Raw genomic sequence first — 17,883 nt, 5'->3', positions numbered from 1 at the left:
ACACTATTGGGATAGAAAGCTTAACGGCTATCTAATCTAAAATATTTAAATTGCGGGATTGGGTGATAAAACTCAATCCCGTTTTTTGTATTATGACAGCAAAGCATCCTATAGGTATTTTCGATTCTGGTTACGGTGGTTTAACCGTTTTTAAAGCCATAGCCGAACGCTTGCCTCAATACAATTACATTTATCTGGGAGACAATGCACGTGCTCCCTATGGAGACCATTCTTTTGAAGCCATCTATCAGTATACATTAGAATGCGTGGAGTGGTTGTTCTCAAAGGGTTGCCAGTTGGCCATCTTAGCTTGTAATACAGCCTCTGCTAAAGCATTGCGTACCATCCAACAGAAGGTACTACCCATCAAGTATCCGAACCACCGCGTTCTTGGAGTGATCCGACCTACCGCAGAGGTGATTGGCAGTTTCACAGAATCCAAGGTCATAGGCGTAATGGGAACGCGTGGAACTGTTAGTTCCGAATCTTATCTATTGGAGATCAATAAATTTTTTCCGGAGATCAGTGTTAAACAACAAAGTTGTCCGATGTGGGTACCATTGGTCGAGAACAATGAACATCTTGGGGCGGGTGCAGACTTCTTCATTGAAAAGTATGTAGGGGAGTTGCTAAGTCAGGATGATAATATAGATACGATACTTTTAGCATGCACGCATTATCCATTGCTTATTCCTAAGATCAAAGCCATATTACCTGATAAAGTTCGTTTAGTTTCACAAGGAAACATTGTTGCGCAGAGCCTTGAGGAATACCTTGAGAGTCACAATAACATTAAGGAGCAGCTATCCGCAGGCAGGGGAAGGAGCTTCAATACCACTGGTGACCAGCATGTATTTAATGCGCATGCATCCGTATTTTTTGGGAACCAAATTGACGCTGATCACATTACTTTGGAACATGGGTAACTTCTAACTTTAATCTGACTAAGAGATTGAATTTCTTCCTAGGTTCTGATTATTATTAACTCTAAATTTGCGGCTCAAACAACACACCATGAGCGATTCGATAAAACATGAATGTGGTATAGCCTTTATAAGGCTTCTTAAGCCACTTTCATTTTACCAGGAAAAGTACGGAACAGCGCTCTACGGCCTAAACAAACTGTATCTTTTGATGGAAAAACAGCACAATCGTGGGCAAGACGGTGCTGGAATAGCGACTATCAAACTAGATATGAAACCGGGCCACCGATACATCAGCAGATACCGCTCAATGGCGCAAAATGCAGTGGCAGACATCTTCGGATACGTTCAAAATAAATTTGTAGGAATTCAAAATGAGACTCCTGAGTTAATGCAGGATGCGGCTTGGTTAAAAGCAAATGTAAGCTTTATAGGAGAGGTGCTTTTAGGGCATTTACGCTATGGTACACATGGTCAAAACAGCATTGAAAACTGTCATCCTTTTCTTCGTCAGAATAACTGGATGACTAGAAATCTTGTGATTGCGGGTAACTTCAATATGACGAATGTTGATGAGTTGCTGGAACAACTGTATGAGCTAGGTCAGCATCCAAAAGAGCAGGCAGATACGGTAACTGTTTTGGAGAAGATCGGTCACTTTCTTGATGACGAAAATCAGCTTTTGTTTGATGAATATAAAAAAGAAGGTCTGGATAATGTAGAGATCACACATAAGATTTCGGACAATCTGGACATTAATAAAATACTTAAGCGTTCTGCAAAGAACTGGGATGGTGGTTATGCCATTTCAGGAATTGTTGGTAATGGAGATGCCTTTGTACTTAGGGATCCGTCCGGCATCAGGCCTGCTTTCTATTACCAGGATGACGAAATTGTGGTTGCTGCATCTGAAAGACCAGCCATTCAAACTGCTTTCAATATTCCGTTTAGAGATGTAAAAGAGATCCAACCGGGTCATGCTTTGATCGTTAAGAAAAATGGAACGGTTACCCAGGAAATTTTTAGAGAACCTGGTGAGAAAAGAGCTTGTTCATTTGAACGCATTTATTTCTCCAGAGGAAGTGATGCAGAAATCTATAAAGAGCGCAAGCATCTTGGCGCCTTACTTTGCAAACAAATTCTCGATGCTGTAAGTGCGGATTTAAAGAACACAGTATTCTCGTTTATTCCAAATACAGCTGAGGTTTCATTCTATGGAATGGTCGAAGGTTTACATAGCTACATCAGACAAGTTCAGAAGGATACCTTGCTTCACAGGAAGGATACTTTGACGGATGAACAACTTGATGAGTTGTTATCTATGAACCCCCGGGTTGAAAAATTAGCAATTAAGGATGTGAAGCTGCGAACATTTATTACGCAGGATGCAGACAGACAGGATATGGTTGCTCACGTTTACGATACTACTTACGGCGTGATTAAGAATGATACTGACACGCTTGTGGCTGTTGACGATTCTATTGTGAGGGGGACTACATTGAAGCAAAGTATCATCAAGATCATTGACAGGCTGCATCCGAAAAGAATTATTATTGTATCATCGGCGCCGCAGATCCGTTACCCTGACTGTTATGGAATTGACATGTCGAAGATGGGGCAATTTGTTGCTTTTGAGGCTGCCATCCAATTGTTAAAAGCTAGGGGCATGGTAAACGTTATTGAAGAAGTTTACCAGAAATGTAAAGCTTCGCTATTGCTGCCTAAAGAAGAAATTGTGAATCATGTAAAAGACATCTATCGTCCTTTTACTCAGGAAGAGATCTCTGCGCAAATCACTAAGATCATTACACCTGAAAATATAAATGCTGAAGTCAAAGTTATTTATCAAACTTTGGATAATCTGCATGTTGCTTGTCCTAATCATAGTGGTGACTGGTATTTCTCAGGAAACTATCCCACTCCAGGAGGTAATAAAGTAGTAAACAAAGCTTTTGTTAACTGGAAAGAGGGAAATAACCAAAGAGCTTATTAAGCAGCAGCATTAACTATAATGCTTCATAATCACTTGTACGAATAGCCGGATAGCAAAGATCAAGATCACTGCTCCGGCTATTTTGTTTAATGCCTGGATGTTCTTTTCCTTGATCCGGTACCTTAACTTAGCAGCATAGTAAGTTTTAACACAGTCCACGGACAATTGTGTCGCCATGGCCACCACAAAAAATACAACCTTCTCAACGATGTCGTAATGTAATTGTACAGATATGATTCCGCCCACCATGATCCAGAACATGAGTGTGGAAGGAGAAAGCAAGCACATCAAAAATCCTTTGAGTATATAGCCTCTCTTTCGGATCTTGACTGTATCCGCTACTTCGTAATTTACCTTGACTTTGTGGATCAGGTAGTAAATGCCAACACCAAATAAGAATGCGCCGCCTATAATTCCGATGTACTGGTTATACTCTGCTTTATAATCTACAAATTGGGAGCTGAAGATGGTTAAGGAGATAAAAATTATATCGCTAAATACAACGCCGATAGCCAAAGAAAAACCAGCTTTGAACCCTGATTCAATACTGGTTTTGATCATAGAAAAGAAAACAGGACCCGTTAGAAACGAAAATAAAACACCTGCGCCTATCCCTTGTAATATTGCTTCAAACATTCAGTTCCTTTAATATAATATGCTAATATGCGATTTTAAACAATATATACGCCCAAATATTATGCATTAGCCCGCTTGCTTACAGTTTTTTTATTTATGTTTATCGCGACAAATTATCACTAATCAAAATATGGAACAACAAGTAAAAACGAAGTGGGGACAGTTCATTCCTTTAGTCACAGTATTCTTTTTCTGGGGCTTTGTAGCCGCCAGTAACGATATTTTAATACCGGTATTTAAACAGGCATTCAACCTAACTCAAAGCCAAAGTCAATGGGTTTCTCTGGCATTTTACATCGCTTACACTGTTGGTTCACTCATTTACACCGGCATTTCTGTTTTAATTAAACAAGATCTTGTAAATAAAATAGGCTACAAAAACGGGCTTGCTCTTGGTTTGGTAATCTCCGCCGTTGGAACTTTGCTATTCTATCCTGCTGCAAATCTGGGTTCCTTTCCATTAATGCTGTCTGGTTTGTTTATTGTGGCTTTAGGATTCTCTCTACAGCAAACTGTAGCTAATCCTCTAGCTATTGCATTAGGTCCGATCGCTACCGGTTCTCAACGTTTAACACTTGCGGGAGGGGTCAATAACTTTGGTACAACAATAGGTCCCTTGATTGTGAGTTTCGCAATATTCGGATCCAACACTGACGCTACAAGCAGTATGAGTATCGAAAGTGTGAAGATTCCGTATCTGATTTTAGGTGCGGCATTTCTATTGGTAGCTGTATTCCTTAAGTTTTCTTCGCTGCCCGACAGGCCATCTCTGGTAGAAGGCTTAGTGGAGGATCCCTCAATGAAGAGTTCAGCAATAAGATATCCACAATTGTGGATGGGAATGATTGCCATCTTTGTTTATGTTGGTGTCGAGGTTTCAACTGCAAGTAATTTGCCGGCTTATATGGAGAAGGATCTTGGGTTTGCAATTAAAGACATTGCTCCTTACATCTCTCTTTACTGGGCAAGTATGATGATTGGCCGATGGACTGGTGCAGTTGAAGCGTTTACCGATAACATTTCTGTTCAAAAGGTACTCAGGTTTATTGCCCCTTACCTGGCTTTTGGTATTTTCTTAGCTGTAAATGCGATCGCTAAGCATGACCTTGCTCCATTTTATGTGTATGCACTGATTATTCTAGTACTAATTATTGCTGATGCAGCAAGTAAAGGTAATCCTGCACGGATGCTTTTAATATTTTCGTTAGTAGGGATTACAGCTTTGCTGGTAGGTATGCTTACTACTGGGATGGTAAGTGTATATGCTTTCACGAGCGTTGGTTTGTTTTGTAGTACGTTATGGCCATGTATTTTTACGCTGGCAGTTAGTGGTCTGGGTAAGAACACAAGTCAGGGAAGCAGTTTCTTGATCATGATGATCATGGGTGGTGGAATTATCAGCTGGCTTCAGGGTTATGTATCCGAATTTACGGGAATACAGTATAGTTATATCGTTGGAATTTTGTGCTTCCTCTACCTTGTATTTTATGCGTGGAAGGTTAGTGGAATCCTTAGAAAGCAAGGTATCTCTTTCGATAAGAAACTCTCTGGCGGACATTAAGATTTTATAAATTACTTTTGCAGCCACAGAGATCATTCTCTGTGGCTTTTTTAATGAATATGACAACAAAACCAAGCTTTAACCTGATTTTTATGAACCTTGCTACGGACCTTGCTACACGGTCACATTGCGTAAGGGCACATGTTGGAGCGGTACTGGCTAAAGACACAAGGATTATCTCGATCGGTTATAATGGTCCCCCGGCAGGAACTCATAATTGTGATGAGGAGTGGCCGGATCAGGGCTGCGACAGGGATTCGAAGGGCAGTTGCTCCCTAGCCTTGCATGCTGAGGAAAATGCCATCCTTTATGCTGTGAAAAACGGTTCCAAAATTTCAGGGGCAACATTATACACCACACTTTCACCTTGTATTGCTTGTGCCCGGCTGATCCTCTCCTGTGGTATTAAGATCGTCTATTTTAAGGATTCGTATGCGGAATACAAGGGCCTGCCAAGCGATGAGGGCGTGGATTTTTTGAGAAGGTTCGGTGTGGACGTAATTAAATTTTCTTAACTTTGACCATGCTAGAAAAAATCATTATTCTCGATTTTGGTTCTCAATATACACAGTTAATTGCCAGGAGAGTACGCGAGTTAAACGTTTATTGCGAAATACATCCTTTCAATAACATTCCCGAACTTACAACAGACGTAAAAGGAGTTATTTTCTCAGGCAGTCCTTATTCCGTTAGACAGGATGACGCCCCTCAGATAGATCTTGAAAAATTCCATAACAAGTTCCCGGTATTAGCCGTATGTTATGGAGCTCAATATATTGCACAAAAATCAGGTGGTGACGTGCAACGCTCATCTACGCGCGAGTACGGAAGGTCGAACCTTACGTTCGTTGCAGAAAACAACAAGCTTTTAAAGAACATTTCTGCCGGTTCTCAAGTGTGGATGTCCCATGGTGATACCATCACTCAGGTTCCAAATAATTTTGATTTGATAGCAAGCACTGATAGTGTAAAAGTTGCTGCTTTTCAAATCAGGGACTCACAGACTTACGCCATACAGTTCCACCCTGAAGTCACACACAGTTCTGATGGGAAGCAATTACTGGAAAACTTTTTGGTTGATATTTGTGGTTGCCAGCAACAATGGACTCCAGATGCGTTTGTAGAAACGACTATCGCTGAATTAAAGGAGAAGTTAGGTAATGACAAAGTAGTACTGGCGCTCTCAGGAGGAGTAGATTCTTCTGTTGCAGCGATTTTACTTCATAAGGCAATAGGCAAGAACCTCCACTGTATCTTTGTGGACAACGGCTTGTTACGCAAAAACGAATATGATGCTGTCTTAGAACAGTATAAACACCTTGGTCTGAATATCAAAGGCGTAGATGCTAAAGAGCGCTTTTTGAGTCAGTTGGTTGGTTTGAATGATCCGGAACTTAAGCGTAAGGCGATCGGAAGGGTATTTATAGAGGTGTTTGATGATGAGGCTCACTTGGTTCAGGATGTAGTGTGGCTTGCACAAGGCACGATTTATCCTGATGTTATTGAGTCAGTTTCCGTTAAAGGACCATCTGCTACCATCAAGTCTCACCACAATGTAGGCGGATTGCCTGACTTTATGAAACTCAAGATTGTAGAGCCTTTAAACACGTTGTTTAAGGACGAGGTAAGACGTGTGGGTACATCGATGGGTTTAGAACATTTCATCATTGGCCGCCATCCTTTCCCTGGTCCAGGGCTTGCTATCAGAATTCTAGGCGAGGTAACTGCAGAAAAAGTAGCAATCCTTCAGGAAGCTGATGCCATCTATATTGACAACTTAAAGGAAGCAGGACTTTATGACAAAGTGTGGCAGGCCGGTGCAATTTTTCTTCCTGTTCAATCCGTAGGCGTAATGGGGGATGAGCGAACGTACGAAAATGTAATATGCCTGAGAGCAGTGGAATCTGTCGACGGTATGACGGCAGACTGGTGTCATTTACCATACCATGTGCTTGCAAAAATTTCGAATGAGATCATTAACAAAGTAAAGGGGATAAATCGCGTTGTATATGATATCAGCTCAAAACCACCAGCGACAATTGAGTGGGAATAAATATTGGTTAATTTTTCTAGTTCTTGTTACTTCTTGTTCACCACGGGTGGTCGAGACTGTAAAGAAGCAGCCGGAAACGCCTAAGTCAGTTGAACAACCAGTAGAGAAAGTAGTTGCTAGGTTTAGTGAGGCCACAATTTCTTTGCTTGTTCCCTTCCGGGTTGGCAGTGTAAATCTTAAAACTGCTACTAAGGCTGAAGTAGAAAAATCTGCTATGGCGATTGACTTTTATCAGGGATTTAAGTTGGGTGTGGATTCTGCAGCAACGGCCGGCCCAGATTTCAAACTAAAAGTTTTTGATGCTGGTGACAACATCGATAAATTGGAAAGATTAATTCAAAATGGCAGTTTGGCTAGCAGCAATTTAATTGTTGGCCCTGTATTTCCGGAAGGTTTGAAGCACATCCGAAGCTTCAGCCTTACGAAGAATATCACGTTGGTGAACCCTTTGGCGGCAACAAATCCTAAGGAGCTCAACAATCCCAACATGATCACTATTGTTAACAATATTGAACTGCATGCTGATAAGATTGCAAATTATATTATAAAGCACAATGATCCGGTTAAAACTGTTATTGTGCTCATTAATCCTAAAAACAGTGAAGATGAGCTAATAGCAGCCCCTATCCGTAAGTTTTTCAACGATCCCAAACAGCCTTTCTTTTTTCAGGAATTCGCTTCCGTATTTACAATGGATACGAGGATGATCAAGAACAAGAAGTATGTGGTTATTTTGGCGTCATCTGAAAAGAAATTTGTTACAGCGACCATTGATAAGCTTTTCAAAATGAAAAATGCTGGACTATCTATAGATCTGTTTGGTCATCCTGACTGGAGTAAACAGACCTATAGCACGGATAAGCTTCAAGCTTTAAACACTATGATTAGTGCATCTTACAAAGTAGACTTCAGCAGAAAAGAGGTATCAGAATTTGTAAAGCGATATCGGTCCATCTATCATTTTGAACCTGGTGAATATGCCTATAAAGGGTTTGATATAGGATATTATTTTGCGAACTTAATGGCTGTTCACGGCAAGAATTACCTACAGTTTTTAACGAAAGAGAAGTACAAGGGTCTTCACAATAGCTTCGCATTTATATACGATCCTAAAATGGGCTATTTAAATACCAGTTTAATGCTGTTGAAATATCAGAATTTTTCTCTAAAAATTATAGAATGAGAGTAGAGCATCAGATCAGGTCATTTGAGCAAATTTTCAAAAGTTATGATGGACTTCAGCCTTTGCATCGCTTTCTGTTCGCTTATTTTAAGGCAAATAAGCAAATGGGTTCTTCAGACCGGCGATGGGCTACCCGATACATTTATAGTTTTTTTAGACTAGGCAAGGCGCTGATAGGAGAAAGTCCTCTTCAAAGGCTGGCAATTGGCGATTTTTTATGCAATCAGAGTCCAAGCCTCATTGTGGATACCTATCTTCCTGATTTAAAAGACAAGATCAGCGAAGCGGTTGATGAGAAACTGTTGCTCATTGGAACCGCTTATCCCATATTTAACCTCGCTGATGTATTCCAATTTCAGGAATCGCTAAGCGAAGGCATTGACAAGCAAGCATTTTATGCTTCTTTTTTTACCCAACCGGACTTATTTATAAGAGTTGGTGCTAACAAGATGGAAGGCCTCATTGCTGAACTGAAAGTGGTGAACATAACGTTCGACCAAGTTGCAGAGAATGCACTGTCGCTTCCTAACGGTACTAAGCTAGAGCAGTTGTTGCCGAACGAGAAAGGTTATCAGATACAGGATTTTTCATCGCAAAAAACAGGTGCATTTTTCAAGCCTGACAAATATGACTATTGGTGGGATTGTTGTGCTGCTTCCGGAGGAAAATCTCTCTTGCTGCATGACTTGGAACCGAACATTCAATTGCTAGTTAGTGATGTGCGAGAAAATAGCTTAAATAATCTGCAGGAGAGATTTCAGGATGCCGGATTGAAAAAGTACCAGAAAAAGGTATTGGATCTCTTACAAAACAATGACCAGGATCTTCATCATTATGAATTTGACGGGATCATCCTTGACGCACCTTGTTCCGGGTCAGGTACCTGGGGCCGGACTCCAGAAATGCTCTATTACTTTGAAGATCACAAGGTGACTTATTTTGCTAAGCTGCAATGTTCTATCGCTGCAAACATTATTAAATACTTAAAACCTGGAAAGCCACTGGTTTATATTACCTGCTCTGTATTTAAGCAAGAGAATGAAGATGTAATAAAGTGGTTAACAGAGAATTTTCCATTAGAATTAGAGAGAATGGAAGTGATCAAAGGGTATGGTTTGAAGGCTGATACTATGTTTGCTGCCCGACTAGTAAAGAAAGTTTAATAGTGTTGTAAACCCTGCTGTTCCACGATCGTCTTTAGTTTACCTGTTACAAGCCTGTATTGTTACGGAACAGCTTAATTGCGATAGCTAGCAATATGATTCCGAATGCTTTGCGTAAGACACCTAAACCTGATTTTCCAAACAACTTTTCCAGTCGCTCGGTATTTTTCAATACGATATAAACGAAAATCATGTTTATGAGAATACCAACGATGATGTTTTGAGTCGCGTATTCTGTTTTCAACGATAATAGGGTTGTCATTGTTCCTGCTCCTGCAATCAAAGGGAAGGCCAATGGAACTATTGAGACGGTTTCGGGTGTTTCCCCATGCTTGAAGATGCTTAAGCCCAATACCATTTCCAAGGCAATGCAAAAGATAACTAATGAGCCCGCTATAGCAAATGATTCCACGTCAAGCCCAATAACTTTTAATAGCGTCTCTCCGGCAAACAGGAATACGATCATAAGTACTGTCGCCACTATTGCAGCTTTCTCTGACTCGATGTGACCAGCATTTCTTCTAAGTTCAATCACCACGGGTATAGATCCGAGGATGTCGATGATTGCGAACAAAACCATCGATGTTGATAGCATCTGACTGAAATTAAAATCCATACGGTGAGATTTGATTGTAAAGATAAATATTGACTGATGCCTTTTTCATAAAAAAGCCCCTCTTAAATAATTGAGAGGGGCTGGTATATTTAATTATAGTTTCGGAGCAGGAGGATCAACGGGATCCACCGTTATTCCTTTTGTATTTAACTTTGAATGCTTTTTACTGTATCCGAAATAGATTACAAAGCCTATTGCAAGCCATCCGATCAGTCTCAGCCAGTTTGTCCAATGCAAACCTAAAATCATTGCTAAACATACGACAATGCCTAATATCGGAAGGAAAGGAACCCAAGGAGCTCTAAACTCACGTACCAGATTAGGCTCTGTTTTTCTTAAAACGATTACAGCAGCACAAACCAGGATAAAGGCAAACAAAGTACCGATGCTAGTCATATCACCAACTACGTTACCCGGAACAAATGCAGCGAAGGCAGCAACCAATACTAAAATGATCAAGTTCGCTTTGTAAGGAGTTTTGTATTTAGGGTGAAGATCACTAAAAACTCTCGGTAATAGTCCGTCTTTACTCATTGCATAAAACACACGACTTTGGCCTAAAAGCATAACCAGGATCACAGAAGAGAAGCCGGCTAAGATGGCTACTGTCACTAGTTTTCCCAGCCACTCATAACCAGGCATAAAGTTTTGTATGGCCGCTACTACGGATGCTTCTTTACCGTTGGTTCTAAAGAATTCAACTGGCGCTAAGCCCGTCAGTACATGAGCGAATAGGATGTATAACACTGTACAAATGGCCAGGGATCCAAGGATACCAATCGGCATTGCAGTTTTGGGATTTTTCGTTTCTTGTGCTGCAGTACTTACTGCATCGAAGCCAATGAAAGCAAAAAATACAGTTCCTGCGGCACCTAATATACCCCAGATACCTCCAAAATTATGGGTGATCCCTTCGGTGTCCGTATAGCTTGTAGCTTCAGGAATATATGGGGTATGATTTACAGGATTGATGAAGTTCCATCCGAAAATGATAATAAGTATTACAATTGCCACTTTAGTAATCACGATAATTCCGTTAACAAAGGCGGATTCCTGAGTACCTCTGATTAACAACAAGCTCAACAACGCAACTATAAACAGTGCGGGTGCATTCATAATACCAGTTACACCTCCTACAGACGTTTCGAACGGCGAGTGGCACCATTCATAGGGTATGGGGCTCGTGTTGAAGACATGGACCAACAGGTTATTTAGATATTCACTCCATGCAATACCAACGGTAGCAGCACCAACGGCATACTCGAGTACTAGATCCCAACCGATTACCCATGCTAATAGTTCACCCATTGTGGCGTAAGTGTAAGTATAGGCACTTCCTGAGATTGGGATAGATGAGGAAAGTTCAGCATAACATAGACCGGCTAAGGCACAGCCGAAAGCTGCTACTATGAAACCGATAGTTACAGAGGAACCTGCATTTTGTGCTGCTGCAGATGCTGTTCTAACAAACAAACCTGCACCAATGATTGCACCAATACCTAAGGCAATCAGAGATCCCGCTGTCAGTGTCCGTTTAAGAGACTTTTCAGACTCCGAGGCATCGGCGAGCAGTTGTGTAATTGACTTCTTTGTAAAAAGACCCATAAAGTTTAGTTTAGTTTTTTTAATAAATTCAGAAAGTCAAACCTAAAGAAAATATGTGTAAAATTAAAAGGGATTTCAGATCACAATCCCTTTTAATGCGTAACAATTATGCCTATTTGAAATTAATTAACAAGTTTTGTGGTGTCACTTGCGTTTTTGAGTGTATCTATCTGAATATTACCTTCCGCATCCACCGTTTTCACAATATATCTGAAAGAATCGGTCCTGGTAGTAGTGGCTTTATTCTCAGGAGCAGTTTCTGATACATTTGAGGTATTGCTAATTGCAATATATGGAGCAATTACAAGCGAAACTATCGACATTAATTTAATCAGGATGTTCATTGATGGGCCAGATGTATCTTTGAATGGATCGCCAACTGTGTCTCCGGTTACGGAGGCTTTATGCGGTTCAGACTTTTTAAAATGCATTTCTCCATTGATCTCTACACCTTTCTCAAAAGACTTTTTAGCATTGTCCCAGGCCCCTCCGGCATTACTTTGAAATATTCCCATAAGCACGCCCGTCACTGTTACTCCTGCTAGCAAGCCACCAAGCACTTCCGGACCAAATATAAAGCCTACGATAACAGGAGTGATCAATGCGATCGCTCCCGGGAGCATCATTTCACGAATAGAGGCTTTAGTTGAAATCGCCACACACTTTTCGTACTCTGGCTTGGCTTTATATTCCATTATTCCAGGAATTTCGCGGAACTGTCTGCGGACTTCCTGAACCATGTCCATCGCTGCTTTGCCAACCGCTTGAATACATAAAGCAGAAAATACAAAAGGGATCATACCGCCTACAAAAAGACCTGCAAGCACGGGTGCCTTATAAATGTCAATGGCTGAAATACCGGCAATACCAACAAATGCTGCAAATAATGCAAGTGATGTTAAGGCAGCCGATGCAATTGCAAAGCCCTTACCTGTGGCAGCTGTGGTGTTTCCTACAGCATCGAGATTATCTGTACGCTCCCGTACCTCTGGAGGTAGCTGACTCATTTCTGCAATACCTCCAGCATTGTCAGCGATTGGCCCAAATGCATCAATGGCAAGTTGCATCGCTGTAGTGGCCATCATTCCTGCTGCAGCAATAGCGACACCATAAAGGCCAGCAAAATGATAGGATGACATGATTCCTCCGGCTAAAACCAATATGGGTATCACTGTTGATTTCATACCTACTGATAAGCCTGCAATGATATTGGTAGCATGTCCTGTTGATGACTGTCTAATAATTGAATTAACAGGTGCCTTGCCCATTGCGGTATAGTACTCTGTTACAATGCTCATGATTGTTCCAACAACCAGACCAACTAGAATTGCATAAAATACATTGATATTAGAGAATTCATATCCTCTTAAACTTAGCGTTTCAGGAAGCATCCACATGACAATAAAGTAGGAAGCGACTGCGGTAATTAATATGGAAGACCAGTTTCCAAGGTTCAATGCACTTTGAACATTTGAATGGTCGTCTTTAATGGTAACAAACCAGGTTCCAACAATAGAAAATAAGATCCCGAGACCGCAGATTACCATTGGTAATAAGATAGGAGACATTCCGCCAAACTTATCCTCTACGGAGATCTCTTGTCCTAATACCATCGTTGCCAGTATAGTTGCGACATAAGAACCGAAAAGATCTGCACCCATACCCGCTACGTCACCTACGTTATCACCAACATTGTCTGCAATTGTAGCGGGATTCCGAACGTCATCTTCAGGAATACCTGCCTCAACTTTACCTACCAGGTCGGCACCTACATCGGCGGCCTTCGTATAGATTCCTCCGCCCACGCGTGCAAAAAGTGCAATTGATTCTGCTCCCAGAGAGAACCCAGTTAAAACTTCTATTGCCGTTTTCATGTGGAGCGTATTGACTCCATCAGCTCCAATTACTTGAAAGTGATGCAGAAAAATAATAAAAAGACCTCCCAGGCCTAAGATCGCTAAACCAGCAACTCCAAGCCCCATTACTGTTCCTCCAGTAAATGAAACCTTTAGTGCCTGCTTTAGGCTGGTTCTTGCCGCCTGAGTGGTTCGTACGTTCGCTCTTGTAGCGGAACGCATTCCAATGTAACCTGCCAGGGCAGATAAAACGGCTCCAATTACAAAGGAGAGTGATATGATCCAGCTCGAGTGTATTGGTCGCCCATGAATTTCTGTTATAGTTCCGGAGTAGGCCAAAAGTGCTCCGGCAAAAAGTACGAATATGCTTAGTACCCGCCATTCTGCCTTTAAAAAAGCCATGGCGCCATCGGCAATATAGCCGGCGAGCTCCTGCATATTTTTATCACCTGCATCCTGCTTGTTGACCCAGGCGCTTTTAACCGCCATTACAAGAATTCCGATTAGGCCCAGTACTGGGATAAAATAAATTAAATTGGTTTGTAAAAACTCCATTGTGTTTCCCGTTTTAGCTATTGGTTCTGAAATATATTTGGTTATTTGCCAGGTATACAAAAATAATGGTGTTTCTGAGATTACCAAATCTTTTATTTAGTTATTCAATTAATTCCCAATTAAATATACTATTTCCGGATAACTGTAAATTTTAAATATATTCGCGTACCAACCTTATCAATTACATTTTATGGAAAAAGAGACGCAAGACGGATCATTTAAGCGCGAACTCGGGCTCCTTGACGGCACTATGCTCGTTGTAGGTTCGATGATTGGATCAGGTATATTTATTGTCAGTGCAGATATCGCCAGACAAGTTGGTTCTGCAGGTTGGCTTATTCTTATTTGGGTAGTAACCGCGTTGATCACTATGATTGCTGCTGTTAGCTATGGCGAGCTTAGTGCAATGTATCCAAAGGCAGGTGGACAATATGTTTATCTTAAAGAAGCATATAACAAACTCATTGCCTTTCTTTATGGTTGGAGTCTGTTCGCGGTCATCCAGACAGGGACTATCGCTGCGGTAGGCGTGGCATTTTCAAAGTTTGCTGCTTATCTTTTTGAACCTTTCAGTAACGAAAACATTCTTCTTGAGCTTGGAAATTTTCAGCTGAACGCTGCGCAGCTCGTTTCTATTATCACCATCATTTTCCTGACTTATGTAAATAGCAGAGGGGTGAAGGACAGTAAGATATTGCAAACCATCCTCACTATAATTAAAATACTTTCACTATTTGGGTTGATTATTTTTGGCTTTACACTAGCTGCTAAAGCGGAAGTGTGGAATGCCAATTGGGCAGATACCTGGACATCAAGATCTTTCAGTCTCGAGACAATGAGCTGGACTAACATCAACGCTTCTCTGTTACTTTCTGGAATATCAGCAGCAATGGTGGGTTCCCTTTTTTCAAGTGATGCCTGGAATGGCGTAACATTTATCGCAGGAGAAATTAAAAATCCTCAGCGAAATGTGGGATTGAGTTTGTTCCTTGGAACTTTTATCGTATCCGTCATTTACATCCTTGCCAATTTAATGTACATCGCTGTCCTTCCATTGGACGTAATTGCAACAGCAAAGCAAGACAGAGTTGCTGTAGTTGCTGCTCAGTATATCTTTGGACAGGCGGGAACCATCATCATTGCAGTCATGATTATGATCTCCACCTTTGCTTGTAATAATGGTCTTATCATGGCAGGAGCGCGGGTTTATTATACGATGGCTAAAGATGGACTCTTTTTCAGGAAGGCAGCCACGCTTAATACAGCAAACGTGCCAGCCTGGGCATTGTGGATCCAAGGTATTTGGGCTTCAGCATTATGTTTAACCGGGCAATATGGCGCACTACTTGATTTTGTAGTGATTATCGTACTGATCTTTTATATACTTACCATTTATGGAATATTCATTTTAAGAAGAAAGCTTCCTAATGCGGAAAGACCGTATAAGGCCTTCGGTTATCCAGTCCTACCATTTTTATACATTATCTTAGCTTCTGCCTTATGTGTAGGACTTATGATATACAAGACAGATACCTGTGGTTGGGGCGTGTTAATTATGCTGATAGGGATTCCGGTATATTATATCACAAAAAGAGAAAATTAAGCGGTTCTCTTCGAAGTCTGGAATCAGTTCCGCTGAAGAGCGGAAATAATTCTTAGGTCTTCTCTGAGAAGCTAAATTTTCTTGTAAATAGCATGATTTACGGCTCAATAGTTAGGGATCATTACCGATCATCATTAGCATGGTCGAATACTTTATTTCGCCTTTCTTTGCCAGCAATGAAGCGGTGAAACTGCCTGTTCCATGGTTTAAAACGCATGTCGACCTACAAAAGTTCGTGCTGCTGAGGAGAGACCTAGGAAATTTTGCCTTTTTCAGGCAAAAGATTCCAGTCTCCGACTAGCAGCACGAACTTTACAAGAAATTCTTTTAAAAGAAAAACAGGGATAAGCTATGAAAGTTATCCCTGTTCTAAATAGATGTTGACCCACCACAGATCAACTAAACCAAACAAACTATATGCACAACGTCTATTATTCCAAAAGGTTTTTAATTTTATAAAAAAAGTTAACTCCCTATTATACCGTCTTCAAGCACAGCTTACTAAAGCTCCTTCAGGTCGTTTTTATTTAACCAACCTTTTGTTACTTCACCGTCGGTATTTGTGTGCATCACCAGTATAAACCCGTTTTGTTCCTCCAGAACAGTGAGTTTTGTTCTGTTAGTCCACAGAATCATGACCTGGTGCTTAACAGCTTCAGCATTTGGATCATCGTAGAAGTAGGTAGAAGAGCCTCTTGACAAACGGAAACGTTTCCCATTACTACTTATAACTTGGTCAACAACTGTTTCTGCAGGGACTACTACGGTCGGCGTTGTTGGCTTGACCTGTGATTCTCCTGTTTGCTCTTCATAAGCTCGTTTCAGACTATCGACTTCCGCTTGTCTCGCTGCCGTGTCCACTTGAACAGGAGGGTTGACTTTTGTAGTGTCAGGTTCAATTGAATAAGGCAGATTCATGCCAGCAGTGTCTTGAGTATTGGTATTTGTTGAATCTTCGTAAACAATTTGTTTTTTATCAGAGCTTGCGAGGAATAAAGAATACACTGAATAAGCCCCTAAAGCAATCAGTAACAATACTAATGAAATGAAAAGTGGTTTGGAAACCTCCATCGTGTCAGGCGATGTTTCTAAACTACCTGATGTCGCAAGCGTATCGGGATCTTCGGTATTGATTAGGTTTGCCGAGGTAACCCCAGTAACTACGTTTTCCTTTGCAAGGGTAAAACCAGCGCTAGATATTCTGTTAGGCGTGTAGTTTGGCTGATCAAAATTCTCATGCAAAATAGCTTCCTGTAATTCCGAACCATTGGCATAACGCTTCTCTGGGTTTTTCTCAAGGCACTTTTTGATGACCTCAAGCAACCATGCAGGTACGCTCATCTCTCTTGCTTTAACCTCTGGATTCCAGGTATCCGGCAAATTACTTTTCCTAAGGGCTAGTAGATCAGGCACGGGCTTTTCCATGTGTGAAAGCATTACTGCATTCCTTGAGGTTTCACCATTGCTGTTTAAGGGAAATGGAACTACCCCTGCCAGTAACTCAAAAAGTATGACCCCGAAACTGTACACGTCTGTTTGGAAAAACATCTCTCCATCATGTTGTTCTGGCGCCATAAATTCTACAGCTCCCGCATGCTGGATGCTACTTCGACGCTGCTCATCAGACATAATCGCTAATCCGAAATCTAACAAAATGTAGTTTCCGGTATCGGTATTAAACTTTACGTTATTGCTTTTTATGTCCCCGTGCTTCACGCCAACTCTATGGCAATGTGCCAGGGCGTTTGCCAGTTGATGTGCCAGTTTTTTCGTTTCCCTAACAGTGAAGATCGGCGCATGAGGAGACTGCAGCAGCTCCTCAAGGTCAGGCCCTTCAATATACTGCATTTCGATAAACGGAAAAGATCCACTCTCCGTCAATCCGGAGTTAACGATCTTTACGACATTAGGGTTCGGAATTTCGTTGACTTTTTTTAACTTTTCGACTTCATTCTTGAAGTTTCTGTAGTTTTTATCGTCTGTGTTTTCCGTATGGATAGGAGTAGGCAAAATTTTCACCGCAGTAATGATTTCTCCAATTCTTTTTCCTTTGTAAACAGAACCTTGACCACCAGTGCGTAAGGCACCCATGTTTTCTAATCCTTCCGTTATGGTAAATACTTTACTCATATATAA

13 protein-coding genes are annotated in these 17,883 nt (G+C 41.1%); 8 read left to right on the top strand and 5 right to left on the bottom strand.

Features of this window, described 5'->3' with window-relative positions; all coding sequences use genetic code 11:
• Positions 1 to 92 precede the first annotated feature (92 nt).
• Together murI and WKF66_RS19635 are read left to right on the top strand one after the other, a co-directional pair.
• The gene (gene murI, locus WKF66_RS19640) at positions 93 to 926 is read left to right on the top strand and encodes a glutamate racemase (protein WP_489676204.1); all 834 of its coding nucleotides are present in this window, start codon (positions 93 to 95) and stop codon (positions 924 to 926) included.
• Between the two features lie 88 nt (positions 927 to 1,014).
• Entirely contained in the window at positions 1,015 to 2,916 is a 1,902-nt protein-coding gene (locus WKF66_RS19635) for an amidophosphoribosyltransferase (protein ID WP_489676203.1), read from the top strand.
• A 9-nt stretch (positions 2,917 to 2,925) separates the two neighbouring features.
• Here WKF66_RS19635 and WKF66_RS19630 read toward each other — a convergent pair whose 3' ends face one another.
• Positions 2,926 to 3,552, bottom strand: a complete 627-nt coding sequence (locus WKF66_RS19630) for a LysE family translocator (protein ID WP_489676202.1) — start codon at positions 3,550 to 3,552, stop codon at positions 2,926 to 2,928.
• A gap of 130 nt (positions 3,553 to 3,682) precedes the next feature.
• Here WKF66_RS19630 and WKF66_RS19625 point away from each other — a divergent pair, with 130 nt between their 5' ends.
• The 5 genes from WKF66_RS19625 (at position 3,683) to WKF66_RS19605 (ending at position 9,512) form a co-directional block, all read left to right on the top strand.
• Positions 3,683 to 5,113, top strand: coding sequence for an MFS transporter (locus WKF66_RS19625; protein WP_489676201.1), 1,431 nt, complete (start codon positions 3,683 to 3,685; stop codon positions 5,111 to 5,113).
• A gap of 92 nt (positions 5,114 to 5,205) precedes the next feature.
• Entirely contained in the window at positions 5,206 to 5,628 is a 423-nt protein-coding gene (locus tag WKF66_RS19620) for a deoxycytidylate deaminase (protein WP_489676200.1), read from the top strand.
• Between the two features lie 8 nt (positions 5,629 to 5,636).
• Complete coding sequence (guaA, locus tag WKF66_RS19615) at positions 5,637 to 7,166, top strand: glutamine-hydrolyzing GMP synthase (protein ID WP_489676199.1); 1,530 nt, start codon at positions 5,637 to 5,639, stop codon at positions 7,164 to 7,166.
• Positions 7,123 to 8,349: a type 1 periplasmic-binding domain-containing protein gene (locus WKF66_RS19610; protein ID WP_489676198.1), complete on the top strand. Its 1,227-nt coding sequence runs from the start codon at positions 7,123 to 7,125 to the stop codon at positions 8,347 to 8,349. The genes guaA and WKF66_RS19610 overlap by 44 nt, the downstream gene beginning before the upstream one ends.
• A complete protein-coding gene (locus WKF66_RS19605; protein WP_489676197.1) occupies positions 8,346 to 9,512 on the top strand; it encodes an RsmB/NOP family class I SAM-dependent RNA methyltransferase in 1,167 nt (388 codons plus the stop codon). Before WKF66_RS19610 ends, WKF66_RS19605 begins: the two co-directional genes overlap by 4 nt.
• A 46-nt stretch (positions 9,513 to 9,558) precedes the next feature.
• On the opposite strand, the gene WKF66_RS19600 is transcribed toward WKF66_RS19605, so the two are convergent.
• The 3 genes from WKF66_RS19600 to WKF66_RS19590 all read right to left on the bottom strand — a co-directional run bounded on the left by WKF66_RS19600 (position 9,559) and on the right by WKF66_RS19590 (position 14,144).
• Positions 9,559 to 10,128: a MarC family protein gene (locus tag WKF66_RS19600; protein ID WP_489676196.1), complete on the bottom strand. Its 570-nt coding sequence runs from the start codon at positions 10,126 to 10,128 to the stop codon at positions 9,559 to 9,561.
• Between the two features lie 93 nt (positions 10,129 to 10,221).
• Positions 10,222 to 11,733, bottom strand: coding sequence for an amino acid permease (locus WKF66_RS19595; RefSeq protein ID WP_489676195.1), 1,512 nt, complete (start codon positions 11,731 to 11,733; stop codon positions 10,222 to 10,224).
• Between the two features lie 122 nt (positions 11,734 to 11,855).
• A complete protein-coding gene (locus tag WKF66_RS19590) occupies positions 11,856 to 14,144 on the bottom strand; it encodes a sodium-translocating pyrophosphatase (RefSeq protein WP_489676194.1) in 2,289 nt (762 codons plus the stop codon).
• Positions 14,145 to 14,334: 190 nt separating this feature from the next.
• Between WKF66_RS19590 and WKF66_RS19585 the strand changes: the two genes are divergently transcribed.
• The gene (locus tag WKF66_RS19585; protein WP_489676193.1) at positions 14,335 to 15,747 is read left to right on the top strand and encodes an APC family permease; all 1,413 of its coding nucleotides are present in this window, start codon (positions 14,335 to 14,337) and stop codon (positions 15,745 to 15,747) included.
• 501 nt (positions 15,748 to 16,248) lie between these two features.
• On the opposite strand, the gene WKF66_RS19580 is transcribed toward WKF66_RS19585, so the two are convergent.
• Complete coding sequence (locus tag WKF66_RS19580) at positions 16,249 to 17,877, bottom strand: serine/threonine protein kinase (protein ID WP_489676192.1); 1,629 nt, start codon at positions 17,875 to 17,877, stop codon at positions 16,249 to 16,251.
• Positions 17,878 to 17,883: the final 6 nt, after the last annotated feature.

The organism is Pedobacter sp. (assembly GCF_037719805.1).
GTDB lineage: Bacteria > Bacteroidota > Bacteroidia > Sphingobacteriales > Sphingobacteriaceae > Pedobacter.
This window is presented reverse-complemented; position numbering and strand designations above follow the sequence as displayed.

Bases quoted from the DNA above. Each gene is read 5' to 3' on its own strand.
- WKF66_RS19585 (WP_489676193.1), top strand. From the start codon at position 14,335: ATGGAAAAAGAGACGCAAGACGGATCATTTAAGCGCGAACTCGGGCTC.
- WKF66_RS19630 (WP_489676202.1), bottom strand. From the start codon at position 3,552: ATGTTTGAAGCAATATTACAAGGGATAGGCGCAGGTGTTTTATTTTCG.
- WKF66_RS19610 (WP_489676198.1), top strand. From the start codon at position 7,123: ATGATATCAGCTCAAAACCACCAGCGACAATTGAGTGGGAATAAATAT.
- WKF66_RS19625 (WP_489676201.1), top strand. From the start codon at position 3,683: ATGGAACAACAAGTAAAAACGAAGTGGGGACAGTTCATTCCTTTAGTC.
- guaA (WP_489676199.1), top strand. From the start codon at position 5,637: ATGCTAGAAAAAATCATTATTCTCGATTTTGGTTCTCAATATACACAG.
- WKF66_RS19590 (WP_489676194.1), bottom strand. From the start codon at position 14,144: ATGGAGTTTTTACAAACCAATTTAATTTATTTTATCCCAGTACTGGGC.
- WKF66_RS19600 (WP_489676196.1), bottom strand. From the start codon at position 10,128: ATGGATTTTAATTTCAGTCAGATGCTATCAACATCGATGGTTTTGTTC.
- WKF66_RS19595 (WP_489676195.1), bottom strand. From the start codon at position 11,733: ATGGGTCTTTTTACAAAGAAGTCAATTACACAACTGCTCGCCGATGCC.
- WKF66_RS19620 (WP_489676200.1), top strand. From the start codon at position 5,206: ATGAACCTTGCTACGGACCTTGCTACACGGTCACATTGCGTAAGGGCA.
- WKF66_RS19635 (WP_489676203.1), top strand. From the start codon at position 1,015: ATGAGCGATTCGATAAAACATGAATGTGGTATAGCCTTTATAAGGCTT.
- WKF66_RS19580 (WP_489676192.1), bottom strand. From the start codon at position 17,877: ATGAGTAAAGTATTTACCATAACGGAAGGATTAGAAAACATGGGTGCC.
- WKF66_RS19605 (WP_489676197.1), top strand. From the start codon at position 8,346: ATGAGAGTAGAGCATCAGATCAGGTCATTTGAGCAAATTTTCAAAAGT.
- murI (WP_489676204.1), top strand. From the start codon at position 93: ATGACAGCAAAGCATCCTATAGGTATTTTCGATTCTGGTTACGGTGGT.